This is a genomic window from Streptomyces sp. NPDC107546, from assembly GCF_055639175.1.
The window spans coordinates 148535-170347 of record NZ_JBVKBA010000015.1 but is presented as its reverse complement, the minus strand read 5'-3'; the positions used below and the strand labels follow the sequence as shown (position 1 = coordinate 170347).

The 21813-nt window shown below is 68.3% G+C and carries 27 protein-coding genes; 1 reads left to right on the top strand and 26 read right to left on the bottom strand.

What is annotated here, in order from left to right:
- Nucleotides 1-313: 313 nt before the first annotated feature.
- Nucleotides 314-1189, top strand: a complete 876-nt coding sequence (locus ACZ7L1_RS23015; protein WP_471439699.1) for a hypothetical protein — start codon at nt 314-316, stop codon at nt 1187-1189.
- A 234-nt stretch (nt 1190-1423) separates the two neighbouring features.
- Here the strand turns inward: ACZ7L1_RS23015 and manB are convergent, their stop codons facing one another.
- The 26 genes from manB to rplX form a co-directional block, all read right to left on the bottom strand.
- Nucleotides 1424-2515 carry a mannose-1-phosphate guanylyltransferase gene (gene manB / locus ACZ7L1_RS23010; RefSeq protein ID WP_471439698.1) on the bottom strand — a complete coding sequence of 364 codons (1092 nt, stop codon included), beginning with the start codon at nt 2513-2515 and terminating at the stop codon, nt 1424-1426.
- Nucleotides 2512-3069 (bottom strand): GtrA family protein, encoded by a 558-nt coding sequence (locus tag ACZ7L1_RS23005; RefSeq protein WP_471439696.1) that lies wholly within the window; start codon nt 3067-3069, stop codon nt 2512-2514. The genes manB and ACZ7L1_RS23005 overlap by 4 nt, the downstream gene beginning before the upstream one ends.
- A 7-nt stretch (nt 3070-3076) precedes the next feature.
- Complete coding sequence (locus ACZ7L1_RS23000; protein ID WP_471439694.1) at nt 3077-3832, bottom strand: polyprenol monophosphomannose synthase; 756 nt, start codon at nt 3830-3832, stop codon at nt 3077-3079.
- A 123-nt stretch (nt 3833-3955) separates the two neighbouring features.
- Entirely contained in the window at nt 3956-5578 is a 1623-nt protein-coding gene (locus tag ACZ7L1_RS22995; RefSeq protein WP_471439692.1) for a glycosyltransferase family 39 protein, read from the bottom strand.
- A complete protein-coding gene (locus ACZ7L1_RS22990; protein WP_471439690.1) occupies nt 5575-7437 on the bottom strand; it encodes a glycosyltransferase family 39 protein in 1863 nt (620 codons plus the stop codon). The genes ACZ7L1_RS22995 and ACZ7L1_RS22990 overlap by 4 nt, the downstream gene beginning before the upstream one ends.
- Nucleotides 7434-8453, bottom strand: a complete 1020-nt coding sequence (locus tag ACZ7L1_RS22985) for a glycoside hydrolase family 26 protein (RefSeq protein WP_471439688.1) — start codon at nt 8451-8453, stop codon at nt 7434-7436. The genes ACZ7L1_RS22990 and ACZ7L1_RS22985 overlap by 4 nt, the downstream gene beginning before the upstream one ends.
- Nucleotides 8450-9979: a glycosyltransferase family 2 protein gene (locus ACZ7L1_RS22980; protein WP_471439686.1), complete on the bottom strand. Its 1530-nt coding sequence runs from the start codon at nt 9977-9979 to the stop codon at nt 8450-8452. The genes ACZ7L1_RS22985 and ACZ7L1_RS22980 overlap by 4 nt, the downstream gene beginning before the upstream one ends.
- Before the next feature lie 237 nt (nt 9980-10216).
- Entirely contained in the window at nt 10217-11080 is an 864-nt protein-coding gene (gene truA, locus ACZ7L1_RS22975; protein WP_471439684.1) for a tRNA pseudouridine(38-40) synthase TruA, read from the bottom strand.
- A 73-nt stretch (nt 11081-11153) separates the two neighbouring features.
- Complete coding sequence (rplQ, locus tag ACZ7L1_RS22970) at nt 11154-11660, bottom strand: 50S ribosomal protein L17 (RefSeq protein WP_471439682.1); 507 nt, start codon at nt 11658-11660, stop codon at nt 11154-11156.
- A 160-nt stretch (nt 11661-11820) separates the two neighbouring features.
- Nucleotides 11821-12843 carry a DNA-directed RNA polymerase subunit alpha gene (locus tag ACZ7L1_RS22965; protein ID WP_003966937.1) on the bottom strand — a complete coding sequence of 341 codons (1023 nt, stop codon included), beginning with the start codon at nt 12841-12843 and terminating at the stop codon, nt 11821-11823.
- A 146-nt stretch (nt 12844-12989) separates the two neighbouring features.
- Nucleotides 12990-13394, bottom strand: a complete 405-nt coding sequence (rpsK, locus tag ACZ7L1_RS22960; protein ID WP_003956432.1) for a 30S ribosomal protein S11 — start codon at nt 13392-13394, stop codon at nt 12990-12992.
- 65 nt (nt 13395-13459) lie between these two features.
- Nucleotides 13460-13840: a 30S ribosomal protein S13 gene (gene rpsM / locus ACZ7L1_RS22955; RefSeq protein WP_067240336.1), complete on the bottom strand. Its 381-nt coding sequence runs from the start codon at nt 13838-13840 to the stop codon at nt 13460-13462.
- 199 nt (nt 13841-14039) lie between these two features.
- The gene (rpmJ, locus tag ACZ7L1_RS22950) at nt 14040-14153 is read right to left on the bottom strand and encodes a 50S ribosomal protein L36 (protein WP_003998809.1); all 114 of its coding nucleotides are present in this window, start codon (nt 14151-14153) and stop codon (nt 14040-14042) included.
- 62 nt (nt 14154-14215) lie between these two features.
- Nucleotides 14216-14437: a translation initiation factor IF-1 gene (gene infA / locus ACZ7L1_RS22945; RefSeq protein ID WP_003948620.1), complete on the bottom strand. Its 222-nt coding sequence runs from the start codon at nt 14435-14437 to the stop codon at nt 14216-14218.
- A gap of 182 nt (nt 14438-14619) precedes the next feature.
- A complete protein-coding gene (map, locus tag ACZ7L1_RS22940; RefSeq protein ID WP_471439680.1) occupies nt 14620-15456 on the bottom strand; it encodes a type I methionyl aminopeptidase in 837 nt (278 codons plus the stop codon).
- Nucleotides 15457-15658: 202 nt separating this feature from the next.
- Nucleotides 15659-16321: an adenylate kinase gene (locus ACZ7L1_RS22935; protein WP_471439678.1), complete on the bottom strand. Its 663-nt coding sequence runs from the start codon at nt 16319-16321 to the stop codon at nt 15659-15661.
- On the bottom strand, nt 16321-17634 hold the full coding sequence (gene secY, locus ACZ7L1_RS22930) for a preprotein translocase subunit SecY (protein ID WP_200418831.1): 1314 nt from the start codon (nt 17632-17634) through the stop codon (nt 16321-16323). Before secY ends, ACZ7L1_RS22935 begins: the two co-directional genes overlap by 1 nt.
- Before the next feature lie 251 nt (nt 17635-17885).
- The gene (rplO, locus tag ACZ7L1_RS22925; protein WP_388992889.1) at nt 17886-18341 is read right to left on the bottom strand and encodes a 50S ribosomal protein L15; all 456 of its coding nucleotides are present in this window, start codon (nt 18339-18341) and stop codon (nt 17886-17888) included.
- Nucleotides 18342-18343: 2 nt separating this feature from the next.
- Nucleotides 18344-18526, bottom strand: coding sequence for a 50S ribosomal protein L30 (gene rpmD / locus ACZ7L1_RS22920; RefSeq protein WP_030174559.1), 183 nt, complete (start codon nt 18524-18526; stop codon nt 18344-18346).
- A gap of 2 nt (nt 18527-18528) precedes the next feature.
- Nucleotides 18529-19134 carry a 30S ribosomal protein S5 gene (gene rpsE, locus ACZ7L1_RS22915; protein WP_003992370.1) on the bottom strand — a complete coding sequence of 202 codons (606 nt, stop codon included), beginning with the start codon at nt 19132-19134 and terminating at the stop codon, nt 18529-18531.
- Between the two features lie 39 nt (nt 19135-19173).
- Nucleotides 19174-19557: a 50S ribosomal protein L18 gene (gene rplR / locus ACZ7L1_RS22910; protein WP_019980869.1), complete on the bottom strand. Its 384-nt coding sequence runs from the start codon at nt 19555-19557 to the stop codon at nt 19174-19176.
- Between the two features lie 3 nt (nt 19558-19560).
- Nucleotides 19561-20100: a 50S ribosomal protein L6 gene (rplF, locus tag ACZ7L1_RS22905; protein WP_200418830.1), complete on the bottom strand. Its 540-nt coding sequence runs from the start codon at nt 20098-20100 to the stop codon at nt 19561-19563.
- A gap of 24 nt (nt 20101-20124) precedes the next feature.
- Entirely contained in the window at nt 20125-20523 is a 399-nt protein-coding gene (rpsH, locus tag ACZ7L1_RS22900; protein ID WP_103837545.1) for a 30S ribosomal protein S8, read from the bottom strand.
- A 213-nt stretch (nt 20524-20736) separates the two neighbouring features.
- Nucleotides 20737-20922, bottom strand: a complete 186-nt coding sequence (locus tag ACZ7L1_RS22895; protein ID WP_003956452.1) for a type Z 30S ribosomal protein S14 — start codon at nt 20920-20922, stop codon at nt 20737-20739.
- A gap of 5 nt (nt 20923-20927) precedes the next feature.
- Nucleotides 20928-21488 carry a 50S ribosomal protein L5 gene (gene rplE, locus ACZ7L1_RS22890; protein WP_471439675.1) on the bottom strand — a complete coding sequence of 187 codons (561 nt, stop codon included), beginning with the start codon at nt 21486-21488 and terminating at the stop codon, nt 20928-20930.
- The gene (gene rplX / locus ACZ7L1_RS22885) at nt 21488-21811 is read right to left on the bottom strand and encodes a 50S ribosomal protein L24 (RefSeq protein ID WP_471439673.1); all 324 of its coding nucleotides are present in this window, start codon (nt 21809-21811) and stop codon (nt 21488-21490) included. Before rplX ends, rplE begins: the two co-directional genes overlap by 1 nt.
- Between the last annotated feature and the right edge of the window lie 2 nt (nt 21812-21813).

Here is a 21813-nt window from a genome sequence, read left to right as displayed (position 1 = left end):
TCGTAGCCTTCGCTTCTTCAGTGAGGTTCCTGACAAGGTCACCGAAGACGATCACGACAGCCCTGACCGCACAGCGGTGACGCAAGCCGCGTGCTGGTCGCTGGTCATCGGCCCGGTGGACCGGTGTAAGGGCCCCTCACGTGAGAATGAGCAAGCCAATACACACAACGAACAGCCAGGATAACGGCGCCCATGAGAAGGGTCAAAACGAGGGCTTCGCCGCTGTTGCGCCACGGGGCCGGTGGCTGTGCGGTTGCTGCCGGGGTTACCGAAGGGGAACAAGCGTGCCCGTGGCCCGTCTAAGATGCGCCGCATGAGTTATGGGCAGGGGGAGCCCCAGTGGGATCCCTGGAAACCGAGTTCCCAGCAACCCCAGTGGGGCAGTCAGAGCGGTTCGCCGGACTGGGCCGCGCTCGCCGAGGCCTCGGAGGCCCGCAACAAGCGCCGCCGGCTGCTGATGATCGTCGGCGGTGCCCTGGCCACGGTCGGGGTCGGTGCCGCCGTCGCCGTGGCCGTGGTGTCCGCGAACGGCGGCAGCGGGCCCTCGAACAGGCCGGCTGGCGCCCTGCCGAGTACCGCGAACATCCCCAGTGAGAGCGCCGACGCCGCCCCGTCCTTCGCGCCGACCTCGGCCCCTCCGCCGCTGAACCCGATGGACTTCATATCCAGCGCGAAGAAGGACACGGCCCCGATCAGCGCGGACACGCTGTTCCCCGGCACCCAGCTGAGCATGGGCACGAACGTCTACAAGAAGGGCGCCACGGCCTCCACCACGAACTGCGCGTCGGCCGCCCTCCGTACCCTGCCCGCGGTGCTCACCAGGAACGGCTGCACCCGCCTGATCCGCGCCACCTACACCAAGGACGGCGTCGCGGTCACGGTCGGCGTGGCCCTGTTCGACACCGCGGCCAAGGCCACGCAGGCCAGGCAGGAGGCCGACAACAAGAGCATCATCGCGTCGCTGAGCGGCCAGGGCGTGCCCGCGTTCTGCCGTACGGCCATCTGCCGCTCCACGACCAACACCTACGGCCGCTACGCGTACTTCACGCTCGCCGGGTTCACGGGCGGCAAGGACGTGACGACCAAGGACGCCAAGGTCTTCCAGGCCGGCGACGACCTGGCCGAGTTCGCGTTCCGCCAGATCCGCCGCCGCGGCGAGGCCCAGGCGTCGGCGGCGGCCAACCGGTGACCAGGCGCACCGCCGCCGGAGTGAAGCCGTCGGGCCGATGAGGGAACCGGCCCGGCCGGCGGCGGCCCACGCGAGCCGACCGGCTGTTCCGGCACCACGACGCCACGGCGCCACCGGCCCCACGACCTGCGGGGCCCGGCCGGGAAGGCCCGGCTGAGGCCGGACACCCGCGCGGCCGCCCAGGTCGGGGTGGCCGCGCCGGTGCGGGCTCGGCGGGCGGTGCCGGGCCGGGCGTCAGCCGAGGTGGGTGGGCACCGAGACGCGGACCGCCCGCTCGGGCAGGTGAACGCCGCAGTCGACGCGCACGCCCGCCGGGACCTCGTTGTGCGGTCCCAGGTGCGCGTGGTCGCCGACCACCGCGTCGACGACGCTCGTGCACTCGCCGACGACCGCGTCGCGCCCCACCACGGACCGCTGGACCAGCGCGTCCCGACCGATCCGCGCCCCGGGCAGGACGACGCTGCCCTCCACCACGGCCCCCGCCTCCACCACGGCGCCGTCGCACACCGCCGTGCCTCCCGTCAGCACCGCCAGCGGGTCGACCCGCGCCCCCGGCAGGATCAGGGCGTCCCCGGTCGGGCCGGGGAGCGCCGGTGAGGACACGTGGCCGCGCACCAGGTCGGCGGACCCGGTGACGAAGGCCGAGGGCGTACCGAGGTCCAGCCAGTACGTCTCGTCGACGACGCCGCGCAGGAGGGCGCCCGAGGCCAGGAGGCCGGGGAACGTCTCCCGCTCGACGGAGACGACCCGGCCCTCGGGGATGGTGTCGATGACGGAGCGGGTGAAGACGTAGCAGCCCGCGTTGATCTGGTCGGTGACGATCTCCTCGGGGCGCTCGGGCTTCTCCAGGAACGTCACGACCCTGCCGCGCTCGTCGGTGGGGACCAGCCCGTAGGCCCGCGGGTCCGCGACTCGGGTCAGATGCAGGGTGACGTCGGCGCCGGAGGCGACGTGACCGTCCCTGAGACCCCGGATGTCGAGACCGCTGAGGATGTCGCCGTTGAAGACCAGGACCGGTTCGTCGGGGCCGCAGGTCAGATGGCGGGCGGCGTTGCGGATCGCGCCACCCGTGCCCAGGGGCTCGGTCTCGGTGACGTACACGAGTTCCAGACCCAGTCCGGCACCGTCGCCGTACTCCCGCTCGAACAGCTCCGCCAGGTAGGACGTGGCGAAGACGATCCGGGTCACCCCCGCCGCCGCGGCGCGGGCCAGCTGGTGGGTCAGCAGCGGCACACCCGCGACGAGCAGCAGCGGCTTTGGGGTGTAGGTGCACAGCGGATGCAGCCGGGTGCCCTTGCCGCCGACGAGGAGAATGGCTTCGCTCATGATGATGTCCTCTCCCCGGAGAAGCTCAAGTAGGTTTCGGCGGGCCCGGCCGGCGGTGCGTGGAAGGCGGGCGCAGCACCATGGGAGACCGCCGCGGTGTCGTCCGGCCGGCTGCCGGCCGTCTTGAAGACCCACGTCCGGTAGGACCAGAAACGGAAGAGGGTCGCGATGCCGATGCCGAGGAACTTGCAGACGTTGTTGGCGAGCGTGCTGTCCCAGCCGAACGCGTAGGTGGTCACGTAGAGGACCGAGTTCTCGATGACCAGGCCGACCGCGCTGAAGAAGAGGAAGAGACCCAGCTCCTTCTTCTGGCCGCTCCGCTCCTCCTGGCCTTGGTCCCGGTATGCGAAGTACCGGAGGCCGAGGTAGTTGCCCATGATGGCGACAGCGGTCGCGACGACACTCGCCCTGACCGTCTGCCAGTGGGCCACACCTCTGATGAGGTTGAAGACCGCGAGGTTGAGCACGAATCCCGAGAGCCCCACCAGGCCGAACTTCGCGATCTCGCGGTACAGGTTCCCCAGCCGCGAGGGCAGCGCGTGCCGTCCGCTCATGGTGAAGTCAGCTCCGTCGGTTGCGCATCCGCAGTCGCAGCGGCACGAGCGCCGACTCGATCTGCGTGGCGAGGTTCATCTTGGACACGCCCTCGATGCGCTCCTCGAAACGGATCGGGATCTCGACGGCGCTGTGACCGGCACGGACGGCCTTGAACTTCAGCTCCACCTGGAAGCTGTAACCGGCGCTGTCCAGGGTGGCCAGGTCGACGTCCTGGAGGGTCTGCGCGGACCACAGGTTGAAGCCGGCGGTGATGTCCCGGATCTTGGTGCCGAGCACGGTCCGGGCGTACCGGTTGGCGAAGCGGGACAGCAGCACCCGGTGCTTGCCCCACTCCTCGTCCAGCGCACCGCCCTCGACGTACCGGCTGCCGATCACCAGGCCGACCCCGGAGGCCACGGCCGTGCCGAGCATCCGCGGCACCGCCTCCACCGGGTGGCTGCCGTCGGCGTCCATCTGGACCACGTACGCGGCGCCCTCGGCGAGCGCGGCGCTCATGCCCGCGACGTACGCGCGCCCCAGCCCGTCCTTCTCGGTGCGGTGCAGCACGCTCATCCGCCACCGGCCGTCCCAGTTGTACTTCTCGGCCAGCTCCTCGGCGATCCGCCCGGTGCCGTCCGGGCTGGAGTCGTCCACGATCTTCAGGTGCAGCCCCTCGATCGGCAGCCCCAGCACCGCCTCGGCCATCCGCGGCAGGTTCGCCGCCTCGTTGTAGGTGGGCATCACCACGGTGACGCGGGCACCCCCCAGGTCGTACGTCATGTCGTTTCCCCTCCGTGGAAATCCCCTGGTTTGTTGCGCTTGCCCCCACCCGGGTGCCGTTGCCGGCAGCCGGACGTCCGGAGGGGGTCCGGCGGACCCCCTCCCGACCAGTCCTCGAGCGGCTCAGGCGTGCACCTTGCGCCGGGACGCGTCGTCCTTGCCCCCGGTGTCGCCCGCGGCCTTCTTCACGGGCTCCAGCAGCACCAGCTGGAGGCTGGTCAGCTTCCGGGTCCTGACCACGCGGAACCCGCTCTCGACCGCGGCCGCTGTCTGCTTCGGCATCCCGCTGAGCGGCTGTCCGTCGTACGTGGTCGACACCAGCCACAGCCGCTTGGCCTTCGCCAGACACGGCGCCGGCACCGGGCACTCGGCCGCCCCGAAGGAGCCCAGCTCCTGCGGGGTCCAGTACATGAGCACGTCACGCGGCCGACCGGGGTCGTCGCGCAACTCGTATGCCATGGCCCGGCGTTCCGCCATCACCCCGCTGAAGGCGATCCCGTCGCCCTTGCGCTGCTCGGCCCTGATGATGCGGGCGGCGCCCCGGAAGTCCGGCTCCCCCTGCGCGTTCTGTCGGGTCTCCCGGATGCCCGGCAGCGCCTGCCACAGGAGCCCGGCGACGGCCCCCGCGGCCAGCACCCAGCCGAACCCCCGCCGCACCGCCGCCCCCGTCCCGGCCTTCGCGCCCGCGACCGGACCGGCCAGCCGGGTCACGGCGACCGCCGCGAGGAGCACCCAGGCCGGCAGGGTGAACAGCAGGTAGCGCGGCAGGAAGAGGTGGAGCTTCGAGGCCGTCACATAAGTCGCCAACGGCGGGAGCACGACCCACACGGCCAACGGAAGCGCCCTCCTCCCGGCGAAGAACAGGCCCACCAGCCCGAGCGCCACCACCGGCACCGCCACCGCCCAGGATCCGAACAGGTTCTTCGGAAACTCCAGCAGGTCCTTCCGGACGGGGTTGTTCCAGGCGATCTGCCCGCTCTGCCCCGAGCCCTGGAGGGCCGCCGGGAAGACGAAGCACAGGCCGAGGGTGCCTGCCGCCGCGTACGCCCAGCCCGCGATCTTGTCCCCCGAGCGCCGTGCGATCAGGATCATCGTCAGGTGCGCCCCGAGCACCGCCATGGAGGCCAGGTGGCTCCAGCCGATCAGCGGCACGGACAGTGTGTAGCCCACCCACACCTTGAAGGACGGCTGGTCCAGGGCCCGGGCCAGCAGAAGCGTCGACAGCAGCACGGCGGCCACGGCGAAGGCGTAGGGGCGGATCTCCTGCCCGTAGCGCGTCACCGTGGGCACGACCGCGAACGCCAGTCCCGCCAGCACGCCCGTCTGCGTGGTGAACAGTCGCCGTCCGAGCAGTGCGAGCAGCCCGGCCGAGCATGCCATCGCGACGGCCTCCGGCAGGCGCATGGCGGTCGGCGAGTCGCCGGCGACGGCGATCCACGCGTGCATCAGCACGTAGTACGGCGTGAAGACCACGTCGATCGTGCGGATCAGATGGCTCAGCTCCTGGAAGGAGAGCGTGGCCGCCCACCATGTGGCGTGCTCGTCGCGCCACAGTTGCCGCACCCCGATTCCGCGGAGGATCACGGCCAGCGCGGCGGCGGTGGGGACGAGGAACACCAGGGCGGCCGTGAGGCGGCCGCCGCCGGGGCCGTCGGTCCGTTCGGTCTCCCGACGGGCCTTACGGCCGCCGGGGACGGGTTCCTCGTGCCCGGCGGGGGCGTAGTCGGTCGTCGTATCGCTGCTCATCGCTTGACCCAGACCCGGTAGGCGCTCTCGCCGCTGCTCGTCGTGTACGGGAACACGGCGGTCAGGCGGTAGTGCGTATTGCCCTTCAGCCCCGCCTGAACCGCCCGGTACGTATCGGGGGTCACGTTGCCGTGCATCACGATCACGTCGAACCAGCCGTCGCGCACCGCCTGCCGGTAGGCGTCGGGGCCGGTGTACTGCTTGCCGGTCTTGTCCCGGTAGTCCATGAAGTAGGTGTTCTGCCACTGCTTCCAGCCGGTGACGTCCCGCAGGTAGTACGCGGGCACCTCCTGCTCCTCGGCCAGATAGCGGCCCTTGTGGTCGACCATCGTGCGCAGGTACGCGGTCATCTGCGAGGAGTCCGGGAAGCTGTACGACTGCTGGGCCTGCACCATGCCGAACACCAGCGTGAGGACGTACAGCATGATCCCGAGCTGCGGGTGCCGGAAATGCGGGCCTATCAGGCGGGCCATGCCCAGTCCCGCCATGGGGGCGGCGAAGAGCAGGCCGAAGCCGACGTGCTTGAAGAGGGACACCTGGGTGTGCAGGTGGATCTGGTAGGCCGGGGCCAGCAGCGCCGTCCCGGTGAGCAGCGCCCCGAGTGCGGCGCGGCGCCAGCGTCCCGGGGTGACTCCCTCGATCCAGGGCATCTCGCCCATGCGGCCGCGCAGCGCGTAGGCGATCGAGCCGCCCAGCGCCGCGAGAAAGACCAGGCCGCCCCACTCCGCGCTGTGCTGCAGCAGCGTGAATGCGGAGTCCGAGCCGTGCGCGCGATTGGTGGTGGTGGAGGTGATGCCGCCGAGCGGCCCGGACAGGGCGTATCCGGCGCCGAGGAGGGCCGCGATGCCGACGCCCAGCACCACACCGCGGCCGGCCGCCTTCACACTGCGGTGCCGGTGGGCGGTGACGATCGCCAGCGCCACCAACGTGGGCAGGTACAGGCCGGAGGCGTACTTCACGGCGAAGGCCAGCGCCGCCGGGGGCGCGGCCAGCAGGACGGCCACGGCGGGCATCCGGTCGGTGCGCACAACGGCGTACATCGCCAGCGCAAGCAGGAAGATCGCGGCGGCGTCGTAGGTGGCGAAGTTGCCGAGCACCGTCGTGGACTGCACCACGGAGAACAACGCGGCGGCACCGAGCGCCGCCCGGAGGTTGAACAGCCGCCGCGTCAGGGCGTACAGCAGCGCGGTGGCGCCCAGCATGAAGCCGAGGCTCACCATCCGGACGCCGGTCAGCCCGAACGTGGAGTCCACGGCCGCCGCCAGCACGGGGTACAGCTTGGGGTGGCCCGAGAAGTAGCTCGCGAAGTCCGCCGGCAGCTTGGTGCCGTGCAACAGGTTGTCGAGTTCGTAGTGGCCGGACGCGATGTACAGGGCCTCGTCCTGGAACGCGGTCCCCTTCAGCCTGAGCGACAGCCCGGCCTGCACCAGGAGCAGGAAGAGCAGAGCCACGCGGCCGAGCAACTTGCTGCGCCGGGTGTCCACGTCCCAGGCTGACTCCTGGACGTCGGGCAGGGTGTAGCCCGGCGCCCGCTCGGCCTCGCCGACGATCACCGCCGGCTGCACGGCCGGCTCGGGTTCGGGCTCCGCGTAGGGGTCGTAGGCGTCGTAGTACGGCGGATAGGCGTCGGCGGTCTGCGCGGTCCCCGGGTGCGCCGCCTGCTGCTGGGACCACTCGTACGTATGGGGCGCACCGGACTGCTGTGCGAACTCCCGCTGATAGGGGGCGTATCCGTCAGCCTCGTGCCCATGGGCCTCCGGCCCGTAGGTCTGTCCGCCGTATTCCTGTCCCTGGTAGGCGCCGAGGTGCCCGTACGCCTGCTCCTCCGCCCACGGGCCAGGCGGCTGTCTGCTGCTCATGACTTCGTCACGTCGAATCCGAAACGGTTACTGGCCGCCTGCCGACGGAACGTTCGCTCCGACAGAGGTCCGCTGCTGATGCGCCAGTCCGTTTCCTTGTTGAAGTTGAACCAGACGAAGCCGATCACGTCGTCGTGCGCGGCCGTGCCCTGGAAGAGATCGGTGATGTCGGCGGGTTTGCGGTCCCCCGCCTCGGCGGCCGTCTCCGCGATGATCACCGGTTTCTTGGTGAAGGCCCGGACCTGGTCGAAGGTCGGCCCGTAGAGCGTGCGGAAGGTGGACGGTCCGGTCTTGGCGTAGTAGCCGATGACGCCGACCCAGTCGACGTAGTTCTCACCCGGCCAGTACGGCTTCAGCTTCACCTTGGGCATCGGGTTGACCACGTTCGGGCTCCACACCCAGATGACCTGGGTGGCACCCACCTCGTCGAAGACGTCGTGGACGTGCCGGAAGGCCGAGGTGAACTCCGCCGCGGTGGCCTTCTTCGTTCCCCACGGGTACCAGAAGCCGTTCATCTCGTGCGCGAAGCTGATCGCCACCGGCAGGTTGAGGTCCTTGACGGCGCTCGCGTACTCACGGATGTATGCGTCGTCCTTGCCGGACGCGATCGCCTTCAGCGACGACTTGAAGGGTTCCCAGGCGATGAAGGCCAGCGCCCCGTAGTCCCAGGAGCTACGCACCAGGCGCGCTTCGTACTGATCGCCCCATGCGGAGTAGAACTCGATCAGATTGGGCTGCTTGCCGGCCGCCTTCGCGAAGTCCGTGATGTTCTTCATGCTGGCAGGGGCCCCTTCGGCGGCCACGCCGAGGTACTTCTTCGCCGGCGCGAGCAGCGGCCGTACGTCGTACGGCGGCTCGGGCTTCACGGTCCCCGACCCGGACGGCTCGCTGCCGGCCGGGTCCTTGCCCTGGGCTTGCTCGTACTGCTGCCGACCCGTGTCGGAGAAGGTGCTGCAGCCCGCAAGGAGCGCGCAGGCGATGAGCAGGGCGGCCAGCGCGCGGATCTGTCGGCTCACGCGGTGCGCTCCCGGGGCTGGACGAGCACGCGTGCGACGACGACGGCGTAGAAGAGGCCGGCGGACAGCATCAGCGCGAAGTCCGGCGGATATTCGGTGAGCATGCGCCAGCCGGCCACGATCACCCACAGCACGGCGGTGCCGCCGGTCCATCCGATCATGCCGACCCAGTACCTGCGCATGCCGTTCTTCTTGGCGCCCTGCGAGCCCGTCGGCTTCCAGCCCATCGGGCGGCCGCGCAGCACGTCCCACACGGCGAAGACGTGCGACCAGCCGTACATCAGGCGCACCGCCCAGGCCTCGAGGCGGTACGGCGCCCGGTGCCACAAGGGCAGCAGCAGCGTCACATAGGCCACGCTGGGCAGCACCCACAGGGCGGCCTCCGCGCGCAGCAGGTCGGGACGCAGGATCATCAGCGAGAGCGGGATGATCGGCGTGATGAAGGTCGCAAGAGCCGTCTGGATGTAGTACAGGAAGCCGGAGATGTAACACAGGCGTGTCGTGAACTTCAGGTCCAGCTCCCAGAACCGCTTGCCGGTGATCAGCTCCAGCGAGCCCATGCACCAGCGGTACTGCTGGTTGTGGAAGGCACCCGCCGTGTCCGGGCAGACGCCCACCGACAGCGCGACCGGCACGTAGCGCAGCTTCCAGCCCAGCGCCCGCAGGTCGAAACCGGTGTACATGTCCTCGGAGTGCTCGATCAGCGTGATACCGCCGATCTGGGCCAGGGCGGCGCGCCGGTACACCGCGCACGAGCCGACGCAGATCGATCCGTCCTTGTCCTCACGCGAGGTCTGCACCGAGCGGTAGAACTGCTCCTGGACGGCGCCGGCCCCCCGCTCGATCCAGTTCTGCCGGTCGGTGATCCGGAAGAACTGCGGCGACTGCACGATGCCGATCTTGTCGTCGGCGTCCATGTACGGCAGCAGCTCGTCGAGCAGGTCGGCGCGCGGAGCGAAGTCCGCGTCGAGGATGAGGATGTGGTCGCCGCCCGTGATCCCGAAGGCGTGGTGCAGGTTGCCGGCCTTCTTGAACCAGCCGCGGTTGGGCCGCACCACGTAGTGGAAGCCGAAGTCGTGCGCCATCGCGCCCACCTCGGCGTCGTCACCGTCGTCGAGGACGTAGACGCTGACGACGCCCTTGTAGGTGCCGGCCAGCCGGTTCACATTGACCCAGGTGTTGTGCAGCACCTCCAACGGCTCGCCGCACACCGGCAGGAAGACGTCGACGCTGGGGTACACGGTGGGCCGCCAGTCGCGCACCAACTGCTTGTGCGCCTTGATGTCGAAGTCCTTGCTGAGCCCGTCGAGGTACAGCGAGATCAGGTAGTCGGCGACGACGAAGGCGAGCAGCGGCATCGTCAGCCAGAACCACGGGCTCGATGCCGTGAACAGGGCCTGGCTCACCGCGAGGCACGCGAAGCTGATCAGCGAACCGATCGTCAGCATCCACAGATGCCTGCGGGTGTACGAATACTTCTCTGTTTCGTCCGGCGGCTGCGGCAGGAGCCCGTGGCTCTCGGCCACCCTCCTGCGCCTGCGACGCTGAGACGTGCGCGCGTCAGCGCGCACTGCACTACTCATGAAAGAAACCCCCAGGGCCGCACCGGCCCGGTACCCCACCCATACTCGGCGTCCCCATTCGAATCATTGGCCGAGTGGCGCAAGAGTAACCGAGTAGTAAGACATATGTAAGGGGCAGCAAAGTTACTTCCGCCCAGTGAGTGCCGACATGGGCGATATGCCTGTTGAAACTCTGCGTTACTAGCAGGTTTCGCAGCCGGTCCGGAGGGGCAACGTCCGCCTGTTTCGCGCTTCCCTGTTCCGCGCCGCCAGCAACTCGTCGGCCGGGTAGCCGACCTCCTCCAGCGTCAGCCCGTGCGGTCGTACGACATGCACCGCCGAGTCGCGTACACCGGCGGCCAGCACCTTGGCGGGCCAGTCGGGCGGCCGGTGGCCGTCGCCGACGAAGAGCAGGGCGCCGATGAGCGAGCGCACCATGTTGTGGCAGAACGCGTCGGCCCGGACGGTGGCGGCGATGATGCCGTCCGCGCCCCGCTCCAGGCTCAGCTCCTGCAGCGTACGGATGGTCGTCGCGCCCTCCCGCCGCTTGCAGTACGCGGCGAAGTCGTGCTCCCCGAGCAGCCCGCGGGCCGCCTCGTTCATGGCGTCGACGTCCAGGGGCCAGTCGTGCCACAGGACGTGGTGGCGCAGCAGCGGATCGACGCCGCCGGGATTGTCGGTGACCCGGTAGGCGTAACGCCGCCAGATCGCGGAGAAGCGGGCGTTGAAGCCACTCGGGGCCTCGCGCAGGGCCCACACCCTGACGTCCTTGGGCAGCCGGCCGGCGAGCCGCTTGAGCAGCTTCCCGCGGTGCTCGCCCCACACCTGGAGCGGCAGATCGACATGGGCGACCTGCCCCCGGGCGTGCACCCCGGCGTCGGTCCGTCCGGCGACGGTCAGCTCGTACGTCTCCGGGGAGCGGGTGACGGTGCGCAGGGCGTCCTCGATCTCCCCCTGCACGGTCCGCCTGCCGCCGGCCTGCTTGGCCCATCCGTGGAACTCGGTGCCGTCATAGGACAGGTCGAGGCGGACGCGGACGTAACCGGGCTGTACTTCGTCGCTCACGTGGGAATCCTCTCAGGTACGCGAAAGCGGGTCCGCCCGGCAAGGGCGGACCCGCTCAGCGCGCGCTGGAACCTCAGGCGTCCTTGGACTCCTCGGCAGCGGCCTCCTCGGCCGGCGCCTCGGTGGCCTCGTCGGCCTCGGTCTCCTCGGCCTTGGCCTCGGACTCCTTGACGGCACGCTTGGTCGCCGCCTCGGCCTCGCCGACCGCCTTCTGCTGCACCGTCAGCGCCTCGACCAGCTCGATGACGGCCATGGGCGCGTTGTCGCCACGGCGGTTACCGATCTTGGTGATGCGGGTGTAACCACCCGGACGGTTCTCGTAGCGCGGGCCGATCTCGGTGAAGAGCGTGTGGACGATGCTCTTGTCCGTGATGACCTGGAGCACCTGACGGCGGTTGTGAAGGTCGCCCTTCTTCGCCTTGGTGATCAGACGCTCGGCGTACGGGCGCAGGCGGCGGGCCTTCGCCTCGGTGGTGGTGATACGACCGTGCTCGAACAGCGACTTCGCGAGGTTCGCGAGGATGTGCTTCTCGTGCGCGGCACTGCCGCCCAGACGGGCACCCTTGGTGGGCTTCGGCATCGTGTTTCTCCTAGGTGTCTGCCCCGGCCGTGTCAGGTACCGGGGTCAGTATCCGAGCAGGCGGTCGCCTGTCGGAGACCCGCGCCCCAGAGGGGCGCGGGGAACTGCGCGACCAGCCACAACGGTCCCGCAGTCAAAATCCGGCGTCCTCGCGGAACGCCTAGTACTGCTCGGTCTCGACGAAACCGGCGTCCGCGTCGTCGTCCGCACCAAAGGCGTCCGCGGCCGCGGTCGGGTCGAATCCGGGCGGGCTGTCCTTGAGCGCCAGGCCCATGCCGGCCAGCTTCGCCTTGACCTCGTCGATCGACTTCGCACCGAAGTTACGAATGTCGAGGAGGTCCGCCTCGGAGCGCGCGACAAGCTCACCCACGGAGTGGATGCCCTCACGCTTGAGGCAGTTGTACGACCGAACGGTGAGCTCCAGCTCCTCGATCGGCAGCGCCAGGTCGGCCGCAAGGGCGGCGTCCGTCGGGGACGGACCCATGTCGATGCCCTCGGCGTCGATGTTCAGCTCGCGGGCGAGCCCGAACAGCTCGACCAGCGTCTTACCGGCGGAGGCCATGGCGTCACGCGGACGCATCGCCTGCTTGGTCTCGACGTCGACGATCAGCTTGTCGAAGTCGGTGCGCTGCTCGACACGCGTGGCCTCGACCTTGTACGTGACCTTCAGCACCGGCGAGTAGATGGAGTCGACCGGGATACGGCCGATCTCCTGGCCCACCTGCTTGTTCTGCACGGCGGAGACGTAACCGCGGCCGCGCTCGACCGTCAGCTCCATCTCCAGCTTGCCCTTGCCGTTGAGCGTGGCGAGGACCAGGTCGGGGTTGTGCACCTCGACACCGGCCGGGGGCGCGATGTCTGCGGCGGTGACCAGACCCGGGCCCTGCTTGCGCAGGTACATCACGACCGGCTCGTCGTGCTCCGAGGAGACGACCAGCTGCTTGATGTTGAGGATCAGGTCGGTGACGTCCTCCTTGACGCCCGGCACGGTGGTGAACTCGTGCAGGACGCCGTCGATGCGGATGCTGGTGACAGCAGCGCCGGGGATCGACGACAGCAGCGTACGGCGGAGGGAGTTGCCGAGGGTGTAGCCGAAGCCCGGCTCCAGCGGCTCGATCACGAACCGGGAGCGGAACTCGTCGACGACCTCTTCGGTCAACGAGGGACGCTGAGCGATCAGCATGTGTGGATCAGATCCTTCAGTCGGGGGCGCCCGCTATATGACGCCCGACCACACCGCACCCGGAGGGGTGCGGGTACTGCAAGGGTACGGGCGGTACGACCCGAACCGGGACCGTACCGCCCGAATCCTTGAAGCCGGACCCTGCCTCAGACGCGGCGGCGCTTCGGCGGGCGGCAGCCGTTGTGCGGGGTCGGGGTGACGTCCTGGATGGAGCCGACCTCGAGGCCCGTGGCCTGCAGGGAGCGGATCGCGGTCTCACGACCGGAGCCCGGGCCCTTGACGAACACGTCGACCTTGCGCATGCCGTGCTCCTGGGCGCGGCGGGCGGCCGACTCGGCGGCCATCTGCGCGGCGAACGGCGTGGACTTCCGGGAGCCCTTGAAGCCGACGTGGCCGGCGGAGGCCCAGGAGATCACGTTGCCGGACGGGTCGGTGATCGAAACGATGGTGTTGTTGAACGTGCTCTTGATGTGCGCGTGGCCGTGAGCGACGTTCTTCTTTTCCTTGCGGCGCACCTTCTTGGCAGCGCCCTGACGTCCCTTGGGGGGCATCCTTTAACTCCTACGGGAGGTGGTCGGTCCTACAGCGAAGACCGTGGACAGGTGTCCGCTGCGGACTACTTCTTGCCCGGCTTCTTCTTGCCGGCGATGGCGCGACGCGGGCCCTTGCGGGTACGGGCGTTGGTGCTGGTGCGCTGACCGCGGACGGGCAGACCACGGCGGTGACGCAGACCCTGGTAGGTGCCGATCTCGACCTTGCGGCGGATGTCGGCCTGGATCTCGCGACGGAGGTCACCCTCGGTCTTGATGTTGTTGTCGACGTACTCGCGGATCGCGACCAGCTGCTCTTCGGTCAGGTCGCGAACACGGGTGTTCGGGTCGACGCCGGTCGCAGCCAGCGTCTCCTTCGAGAGCGTCCGGCCGATGCCGAACACGTAGGTGAGGGCGATCTCCACGCGCTTTTCGCGCGGGATGTCGACACCGGAAACGCGTGCCATTCAATGGCTCCTGGTGATCTTCGGAGGTCTTCCACAGGACCGGTTCCCAGCCGCCGTATCAGGTACGAACTGGGTCCCCGGCCTCCGAACCGGGGGTGTCAAACCGCCTCAAGCGGCTTGGGCCCTGCGTATGAACAAATTCAGCTCGCGTCGCGCGAAACTCTGCGATAGCGGTGCAGAGGGTGCGGTCGGTCGTGCGTCAGCCCTGGCGCTGCTTGTGGCGCGGGTTCTCGCAGATGACCATGACCCGGCCGTGACGGCGGATCACCCTGCACTTGTCGCAGATCTTCTTGACGCTCGGCTTGACCTTCATGGGATGTGAGGTTCTCCGGGTCAGTTGCCGGCGGCCCCGCTCACGCGGGACGTGGGCAAGATCTACTTGTAGCGGTAGACGATCCGGCCACGCGTCAGGTCGTACGGAGACAGCTCCACCACGACCCGGTCGTCAGGGAGGATGCGGATGTAGTGCATACGCATCTTGCCGCTGATGTGTGCCAGGACCTGGTGGCCGTTCTGGAGCTCGACCTTGAACATGGCGTTCGGAAGAGACTCGACGACAGTGCCCTCGATCTCGATGGCACCTTGCTTCTTGGCCACGCTTCGCCCTTCGAATCGACTACCTTGATCGACTCCTGGTGCGCCTTACGCGTGCATGCGGACATGCGGGTGCACAAGAGCCGACGAGTCAGTCTACGTCAGCGCACCCGGAAAGACGAATCGCGAAAGTCTGCCCCATCGGGGTGATCGCTATGCACGGGGGGACCGTTCCTTGACCGGCGTCAGGCGAGCGGATCCGGCGCCGCCGTGACCCCGTGCTCGGCGAGCTTCGCCCTGCCCCCGTCGGGAGCCGTCAGCACCAGGGGGCCCTCCTCCGTGAGGGCGACCGAGTGCTCCCAGTGGGACGACCACGTGCCGTCCGTCGTGATGACCGTCCAGTCGTCCGACAGGACCTCGGTCTTCGGGGTGCCGAGCGACACCATCGGCTCGATCGCCAGGCAGAAACCGGGGACCAGCTTCGGGCCCTTGCCACGGCGCCGGTCGACATAGTTCAGCAGGTGCGGGTCCATGTGCATCTCGGTGCCGATGCCGTGACCGCCGTAGTCCTCGATGATCCCGTACCGTCCGCCGCCCGGCTTCGGCTGCCGGCGGATGTACGTCTCGATGGCCCGGGAGACGTCGACGAGGCGGTTGCCCTGCTTCACCGCAGCGATGCCGGCCCACATGGACTCCTCGGTCACCCGGGACAGCTCGATGAGCTCCGGGGCGTGGCCGGACCCCACGAACGCGGTGAACGCGGCGTCGCCGTGCCAGCCGTCCACGATCGCGCCGGCATCGATGGAGATGATGTCGCCGTCCTTGAGGACCACCTCGTCGGAGGGGATGCCGTGGACGACGACGTCGTTCACCGAGGTGCAGATGGTCGCCGGGAAGCCGCCGTACCCCAGGAAGTTCGACTTCGCCCCGTGCTCGGCCAGCACCTTGCGGGCGACCTCGTCCAGGTCCTTCGTCGTGGCGCCCGGCACGGCCGCCTCGCGCGTGGCCGCGTGCACGGCGGCGACGACCAGCCCCGCCTCACGCATCTTGGCGATCTGCTCGCGGGTCTTGATCTGCACCATGGGGGCTGCGGCCTTTCTGGACCGGGGAGAGACGGACACCAACAAAGATACGGGGCCGCACGTCCAGCCCGTCCGGCGGTTCAGGACGGGCTGGACGTGCGGCACCCGCGTCCGGGGGCGCGCCCCGGAAGCAGCGGCACCCCACACGACGGCCGCGGCCCCCGTCAGGGGACCGCGGCCGTGAAGCGCCGGGCGGGAGCGACTACCTGTCGCCCACCTTCTGCTGGAGCGCCTCCATCGCGCGTGCCGTGACCTCTTCCACCTTGCCGAGGGCCGAGATCGTGACCACCAGGCCCTGAGCCTTGTAGTAGTCGATGATCGGCTCGGTCTGTGTGTGGTAGACCTCGAGCCGCTTGCGGACCGTCTCCTCGGAGTCGTCGTCCCGCTGGTACAGCTCCCCGCCGCAGACGTCGCACACGCCTTCCTGCTTCGGCGTCTTGTACGACACGTGGAACACGTGCGACGAGTCGTTGCGGCACACGCGGCGGCCCGCGATGCGCTTGACGACCTCGTCCTCCGGGACCTCCAGGTCGAGCACCCCGTCCAGCTTCATGCCCTCGGCATCGAGCATGTCGTCGAGCGCCTCGGCCTGCGAGACGTTGCGCGGGAAGCCGTCCAGGAGGAAGCCGCCCTGGGCGTCCTGCTGCTCCATGCGGTCCTTGGCCATCGCGATGGTGACCTCGTCGGGCACCAGGTTGCCCGCGTCCATGTAGGACTTCGCGAGTTTCCCGAGCTCCGTCTGCCGGCTGATGTTGGCGCGGAACAGGTCGCCCGTGGAGATGTGCGGGATCGACAGGTTCTTGGCGAGGAACGCGGCCTGCGTCCCCTTGCCGGCACCGGGCGGCCCGACGAGCACGATTCGCATCAGCGGAGGAACCCTTCGTAATTGCGCTGCTGGAGCTGGCTCTCGATCTGCTTCACCGTCTCGAGGCCGACACCCACAATGATCAGGATGCTGGTGCCACCGAACGGGAAGTTCTGGCTCGCCCCGAAGCCCACCAACGCCATTGTCGGCACGAGAGCGATCAGACCCAGGTACAGCGAACCCGGCCAGGTGATCCGGTTGAGTACGTACGACAGGTACTCAGCGGTGGGCCGACCGGCCCGGATGCCCGGGATGAAGCCACCATACTTCTTCATGTTGTCCGCGACTTCCTCGGGGTTGAACGAGATCGCCACGTAGAAGAACGCGAAGAACACGATCAGCAGGAAGTAAAGGGTGATGTAGATCGGGTGGTCACCCTTGGTCAGGTTCTGCTGGATCCAGGACTTCCACCCGGAGTTGCCCCCGGCGAACTGCGCGATCAGCGCCGGGATGTAGAGCAGCGACGACGCGAAGATGACGGGAATCACACCCGCCTGGTTGACCTTGAGCGGGATGTACGTGGACGTGCCGCCGTAGGAGCGGCGGCCGATCATCCGCTTGGCGTACTGCACGGGGATGCGCCGCTGGGCCTGCTCGACGAAGACCACCAGGCCGACCATGACCAGGCCGACCAGGATGACCGTGCCGAACTCGATCCAGCCGCCGGCCAGGGTGCCCTGCTTCTTGATCGCCCACAGCGCGGACGGGAAGGTCGCGGCGATCGAGATGAACATGAGGATGGACATGCCGTTGCCGATACCGCGGTCGGTGATCAGCTCGCCGAGCCACATGACGACGGCGGTACCGGCGGTCATGCAGATGACCATCGTGATGGTGGTGAAGATCGACTGGTCGGGCACGATCGAGGACGCCACCGGGCAACCCGAGAACAGGGCGCCGCTGCGGGCGGTGGCCACCAGACCGGTGCCCTGGAGGATCGCCAGCGCCACCGTCAGGTAACGGGTGTACTGAGTGATCTTCGTCGTTCCCGCCTGGCCCTCCTTCTTCAGGGCCTCGAGGCGCGGGATGACCACGGTCAGTAGCTGGAGAATGATGCTCGCCGTGATGTACGGCATGATGCCCAGCGCAAAAACCGTGATCTGCAGCAGCGCGCCGCCGCTGAACATGTTGACCAGACCGAACAGGCCCTGCTGTCCCTTGGCCACGTCGATACAGGTCTGAACGCTCTTGTAGTCGACGCCGGGGATCGGGATGTGCGTACCGACCCGGTAGAGCACGATGATCCCGAGCGTGAAGAGCAGCTTCTTGCGCAGGTCGGGCGTCCTGAACGCCCGGGCGAACGCGGTGAGCACGGTGCCTCCTGCGACCCCCGCGCAACTGCGTCAAGGGTGACGGTCTGAGTTTCCGACTGAACAAGGACAACAACGACATACGTAACGGTCGACTGCCGCCCCGGGTGCCCGAACCGCGACACCCGGTGAAACTGGGCAGTGCAGGCCACCATACCGGCGAGACTGCCTCCCTTGGAACGACCGACCGGGGATACCCCTGTGTGAGGTATCCCCGGTCGGGATCGTTCAGGTCATCGAGACGCCCGAAAGTTTCAGACGAGCTCGGTGACGGTACCGCCGGCGGCGGTGATCTTCTCCTTGGCGGAGCCGGAGACGGCGTCGACCGTCACCTGCAGCGCCACGGAGATCTCGCCCTGGCCGAGCACCTTGACGAGCGCGTTCTTGCGAACGGCGCCCTTGGCCACCAGACCCTCGACGGTGACCTCGCCACCCTCGGGGTAGAGCGCGGCCAGCTTGTCGAGGTTCACGACCTGGTACTCGGTCTTGAACGGGTTCTTGAAGCCCTTCAGCTTCGGGAGGCGCATGTGCAGCGGCATCTGGCCACCCTCGAAGCGCTCCGGAACCTGGTAACGGGCCTTCGTGCCCTTGGTACCACGACCGGCCGTCTTACCCTTCGACGCCTCACCACGACCGACACGGGTCTTGGCGGTCTTGGCGCCCGGGGCGGGACGGAGGTTGTGGACCTTGAGCGGGTTCTGCTCCGCCATGATCAGTCGACCTCCTCGACCGTCACGAGGTGGCGGACGGTGTGCACCATGCCGCGGAACTCGGGGCGGTCCTCCTTGACGACCACGTCACCCAGGCGCTTGAGGCCCAGGGAACGCAGGGTGTCGCGGTGGTTCTGCTTGCTGCCGATGTAGGACTTGACCTGCGTGATCTTGAGCTGCGCCATGATTACGCACCCGCCCCGGCACGCGCACGCAGCAGGGCCGCGGGGGCGACGTCCTCGAGCGGCAGACCGCGGCGGGCCGCGATCTCCTCGGGACGCTGCAGGCCCTTCAGGGCCGCCACGGTCGCGTGCACGATGTTGATCGCGTTGTCGGAGCCGAGCGACTTCGACAGCACGTCGTGGATACCGGCGCACTCGAGCACGGCACGCACCGGACCACCGGCGATAACACCGGTACCGGGCGAGGCGGGCTTGAGCAGCACGACGCCGGCAGCCTTCTCACCCTGGATCGGGTGCGGGATGGTGCCCTGGATCCGGGGGACCTTGAAGAAGTGCTTCTTGGCCTCCTCAACGCCCTTGGCGATGGCGGCCGGCACCTCCTTGGCCTTGCCGTATCCGACACCCACGGTGCCGTCACCGTCGCCCACCACGACCAGCGCGGTGAAGCTGAAGCGACGACCACCCTTCACAACCTTGGCGACGCGGTTGATCGCGACGACGCGCTCAACGTACGCGGTCTTCTCGGCGGCAGCTGCGCCGCCGTCACGGCCCTTCCGGTCCCGCCGCTCGCCGCCACCGGCACCGCCACCGCGGCGCTGGGGTCCAGCCATTGGAATTACCTCTCTCTGTCTCCGCTAGCTACGGCAGGCTCAGAACTTGAGCCCGGCTTCGCGGGCGGCGTCCGCCAGAGCGGCGATGCGCCCGGCGTACTGGTTGCCACCACGGTCGAACACGACGGCCTCGACACCGGCGGCCTTGGCACGCTCGGCGACCAGGGCGCCGACCTGCTTGGCCTGCGCGGACTTGTCGCCCTCGCCACCGCGGATCGACGTGTCCAGCGTGGACGCCGAAGCCAGGGTGTGGCCCTTGAGGTCGTCGATCACCTGCGCCACGATGTGGCGGTTCGAGCGGGTCACGACCAGACGGGGACGCTCCGCCGTACCGGAGATCCGCTTGCGGATCCGGATGTGACGGCGCTTGATCGCAGCGCGCTTGTAGGCGTCGCCCTTGAGGATCTTCTGCCCGTATGCCATGGCTTACTTACCCGCCTTTCCGACCTTGCGGCGGATGACTTCGCCCTCGTACTTGACGCCCTTGGCCTTGTACGGGTCGGGCTTGCGCAGCTTGCGGATGTTGGCCGCAACCTCGCCGACCTTCTGCTTGTCGATGCCCTCGACCGAGAAGCGGGTCGGGGTCTCCACCTTGAAGGTGATGCCCTCGGGCGCCTCGACGGTGATCGGGTGGCTGTAGCCGAGCGCGAACTCGAGGTTCGAGCCCTTGGCCGTCACGCGGTAACCGACACCGCTGATCTCGAGCTTCTTCACGTAACCCTGGGTCACGCCGGTGATCATGTTCGCCACCAGCGTGCGGGACAGGCCGTGGAGGGCCTTGTTCTGACGCTCGTCGTTGGGGCGGGTCACCTGCAGGGTGCCGTCCTCGCCCTTGGCGATGTCGATCGGCGCTGCAACGGTGTGGGTCAGTTCGCCCTTGGGGCCCTTGACCGAGACCGTACGGCCGTCGATGGTGACGTCCACGCCGGCGGGAACCGCGATGGGGAGCTTGCCGATGCGCGACATAGCTGTTTCCTCCGTTCCCTTCTGCTACCAGACGTAGGCGAGGACTTCCCCACCCACGCCCTTCTTGCCGGCCTGCTTGTCGGTGAGGAGCCCGTGAGACGTGGAGATGATCGCCACGCCGAGGCCGCCGAGCACCTTCGGCAGGTTGGTGGACTTCGCGTACACCCGGAGACCGGGCTTGGAGATCCGCTTGATGCCCGCGATGGAGCGCTCACGGTTGGGGCCGAACTTCAGCTCCAGGACGAGGTTCTTGCCGACCTCGGCGTCCTCGACGCGCCAGCCCGTGATGAAGCCCTCCTGCTGGAGGATCTCCGCGATGTGCGACTTGATCTTTGAGTGCGGCATCGTCACGGTGTCGTGGTACGCCGCGTTCGCGTTCCGCAGACGCGTGAGCATGTCTGCGATCGGATCAGTCATGGTCATGAATTGGCCTTCGGCCTCTCTCGCCGGGGTTTCCTGGTGCGCCATCCCTCTCCCCGATCCGAGACGGGACGGGTGCGGCGCGGTGGACCTACGGCGTAGTAAGTCGTAAGGGCGGCGACAGACGCCCAACCCCACAAGCCTAAGGCATGCGGGCTGGGCGTCCTGCCGCCCCAGTTGCTTACCGAGAGCCCTGGGGAATCCCCAAGTGGGGGATTACCAGGAGCTCTTGGTCACGCCCGGCAGCTCGCCACGGTGAGCCATCTCACGAAGGCACACGCGGCACAGGCCGAACTTGCGGTACACGGAGTGCGGACGGCCGCAGCGCTGGCAGCGGGTGTACGCGCGCACACCGAACTTGGGCTTGCGAGCAGCCTTCGCGATGAGAGCCTTCTTCGCCATCTCGCTCACGCCTCCTTGAACGGGAAGCCGAGGTGACGGAGAAGGGCACGGCCCTCTTCGTCGTTGGTCGCCGTGGTGACCACGGTGATGTCCATACCCCGGACGCGGTCGATCTTGTCCTGGTCGATCTCGTGGAACATGACCTGCTCCGTGAGACCGAAGGTGTAGTTGCCACGGCCGTCGAACTGCTTGGGGGACAGGCCGCGGAAGTCGCGGATGCGCGGCAGCGCGAGCGACAGGGTGCGGTCCAGGAACTCCCACATGCGGTCGCCACGGAGCGTGACGTGGGCACCGATCGGCTGGCCCTCACGCAGCTTGAACTGCGCGATGGACTTGCGGGCCTTGGTGACGGCCGGCTTCTGACCGGTGATCGTGGTGAGGTCGCGGATGGCGCCCTCGATCAGCTTGGAGTCGCGGGCGGCGTCGCCCACACCCATGTTGACCACGATCTTGACGAGGCCCGGAACCTGCATGACGTTCTCGTACTTGAACTGGTCACGCAGCTTCTGGATGATCTCGTCGCGGTACTTCTGCTTCAGACGCGGAGTCACGGTGGTGGTCGTCATCAGATGTCCTCACCCGTCCGCTTGGCAACGCGGATCTTGTTGCCGTTCTCGTCGAAGCGGTAGCCGACGCGGGTCACGACCTTGTTGCCGTCCTTCTCCACGACCAACTGAACGTTGGACACGTGGATGGGGGCCTCGGTCGTGATGATGCCGCCGGCCTGCGAGCCGCGAGCGGTCGGACCAGCCTTGGTGTGCTTCTTGACCCGGTTGACACCCTCGACCAGGACGCGGTCCTCGCGCGGGAAAGCGGCAATGACCTTGCCCTGCTTGCCCTTGTCCTTGCCGGTGATGACCTGGACCAGGTCGCCCTTCTTGATCTTCATGC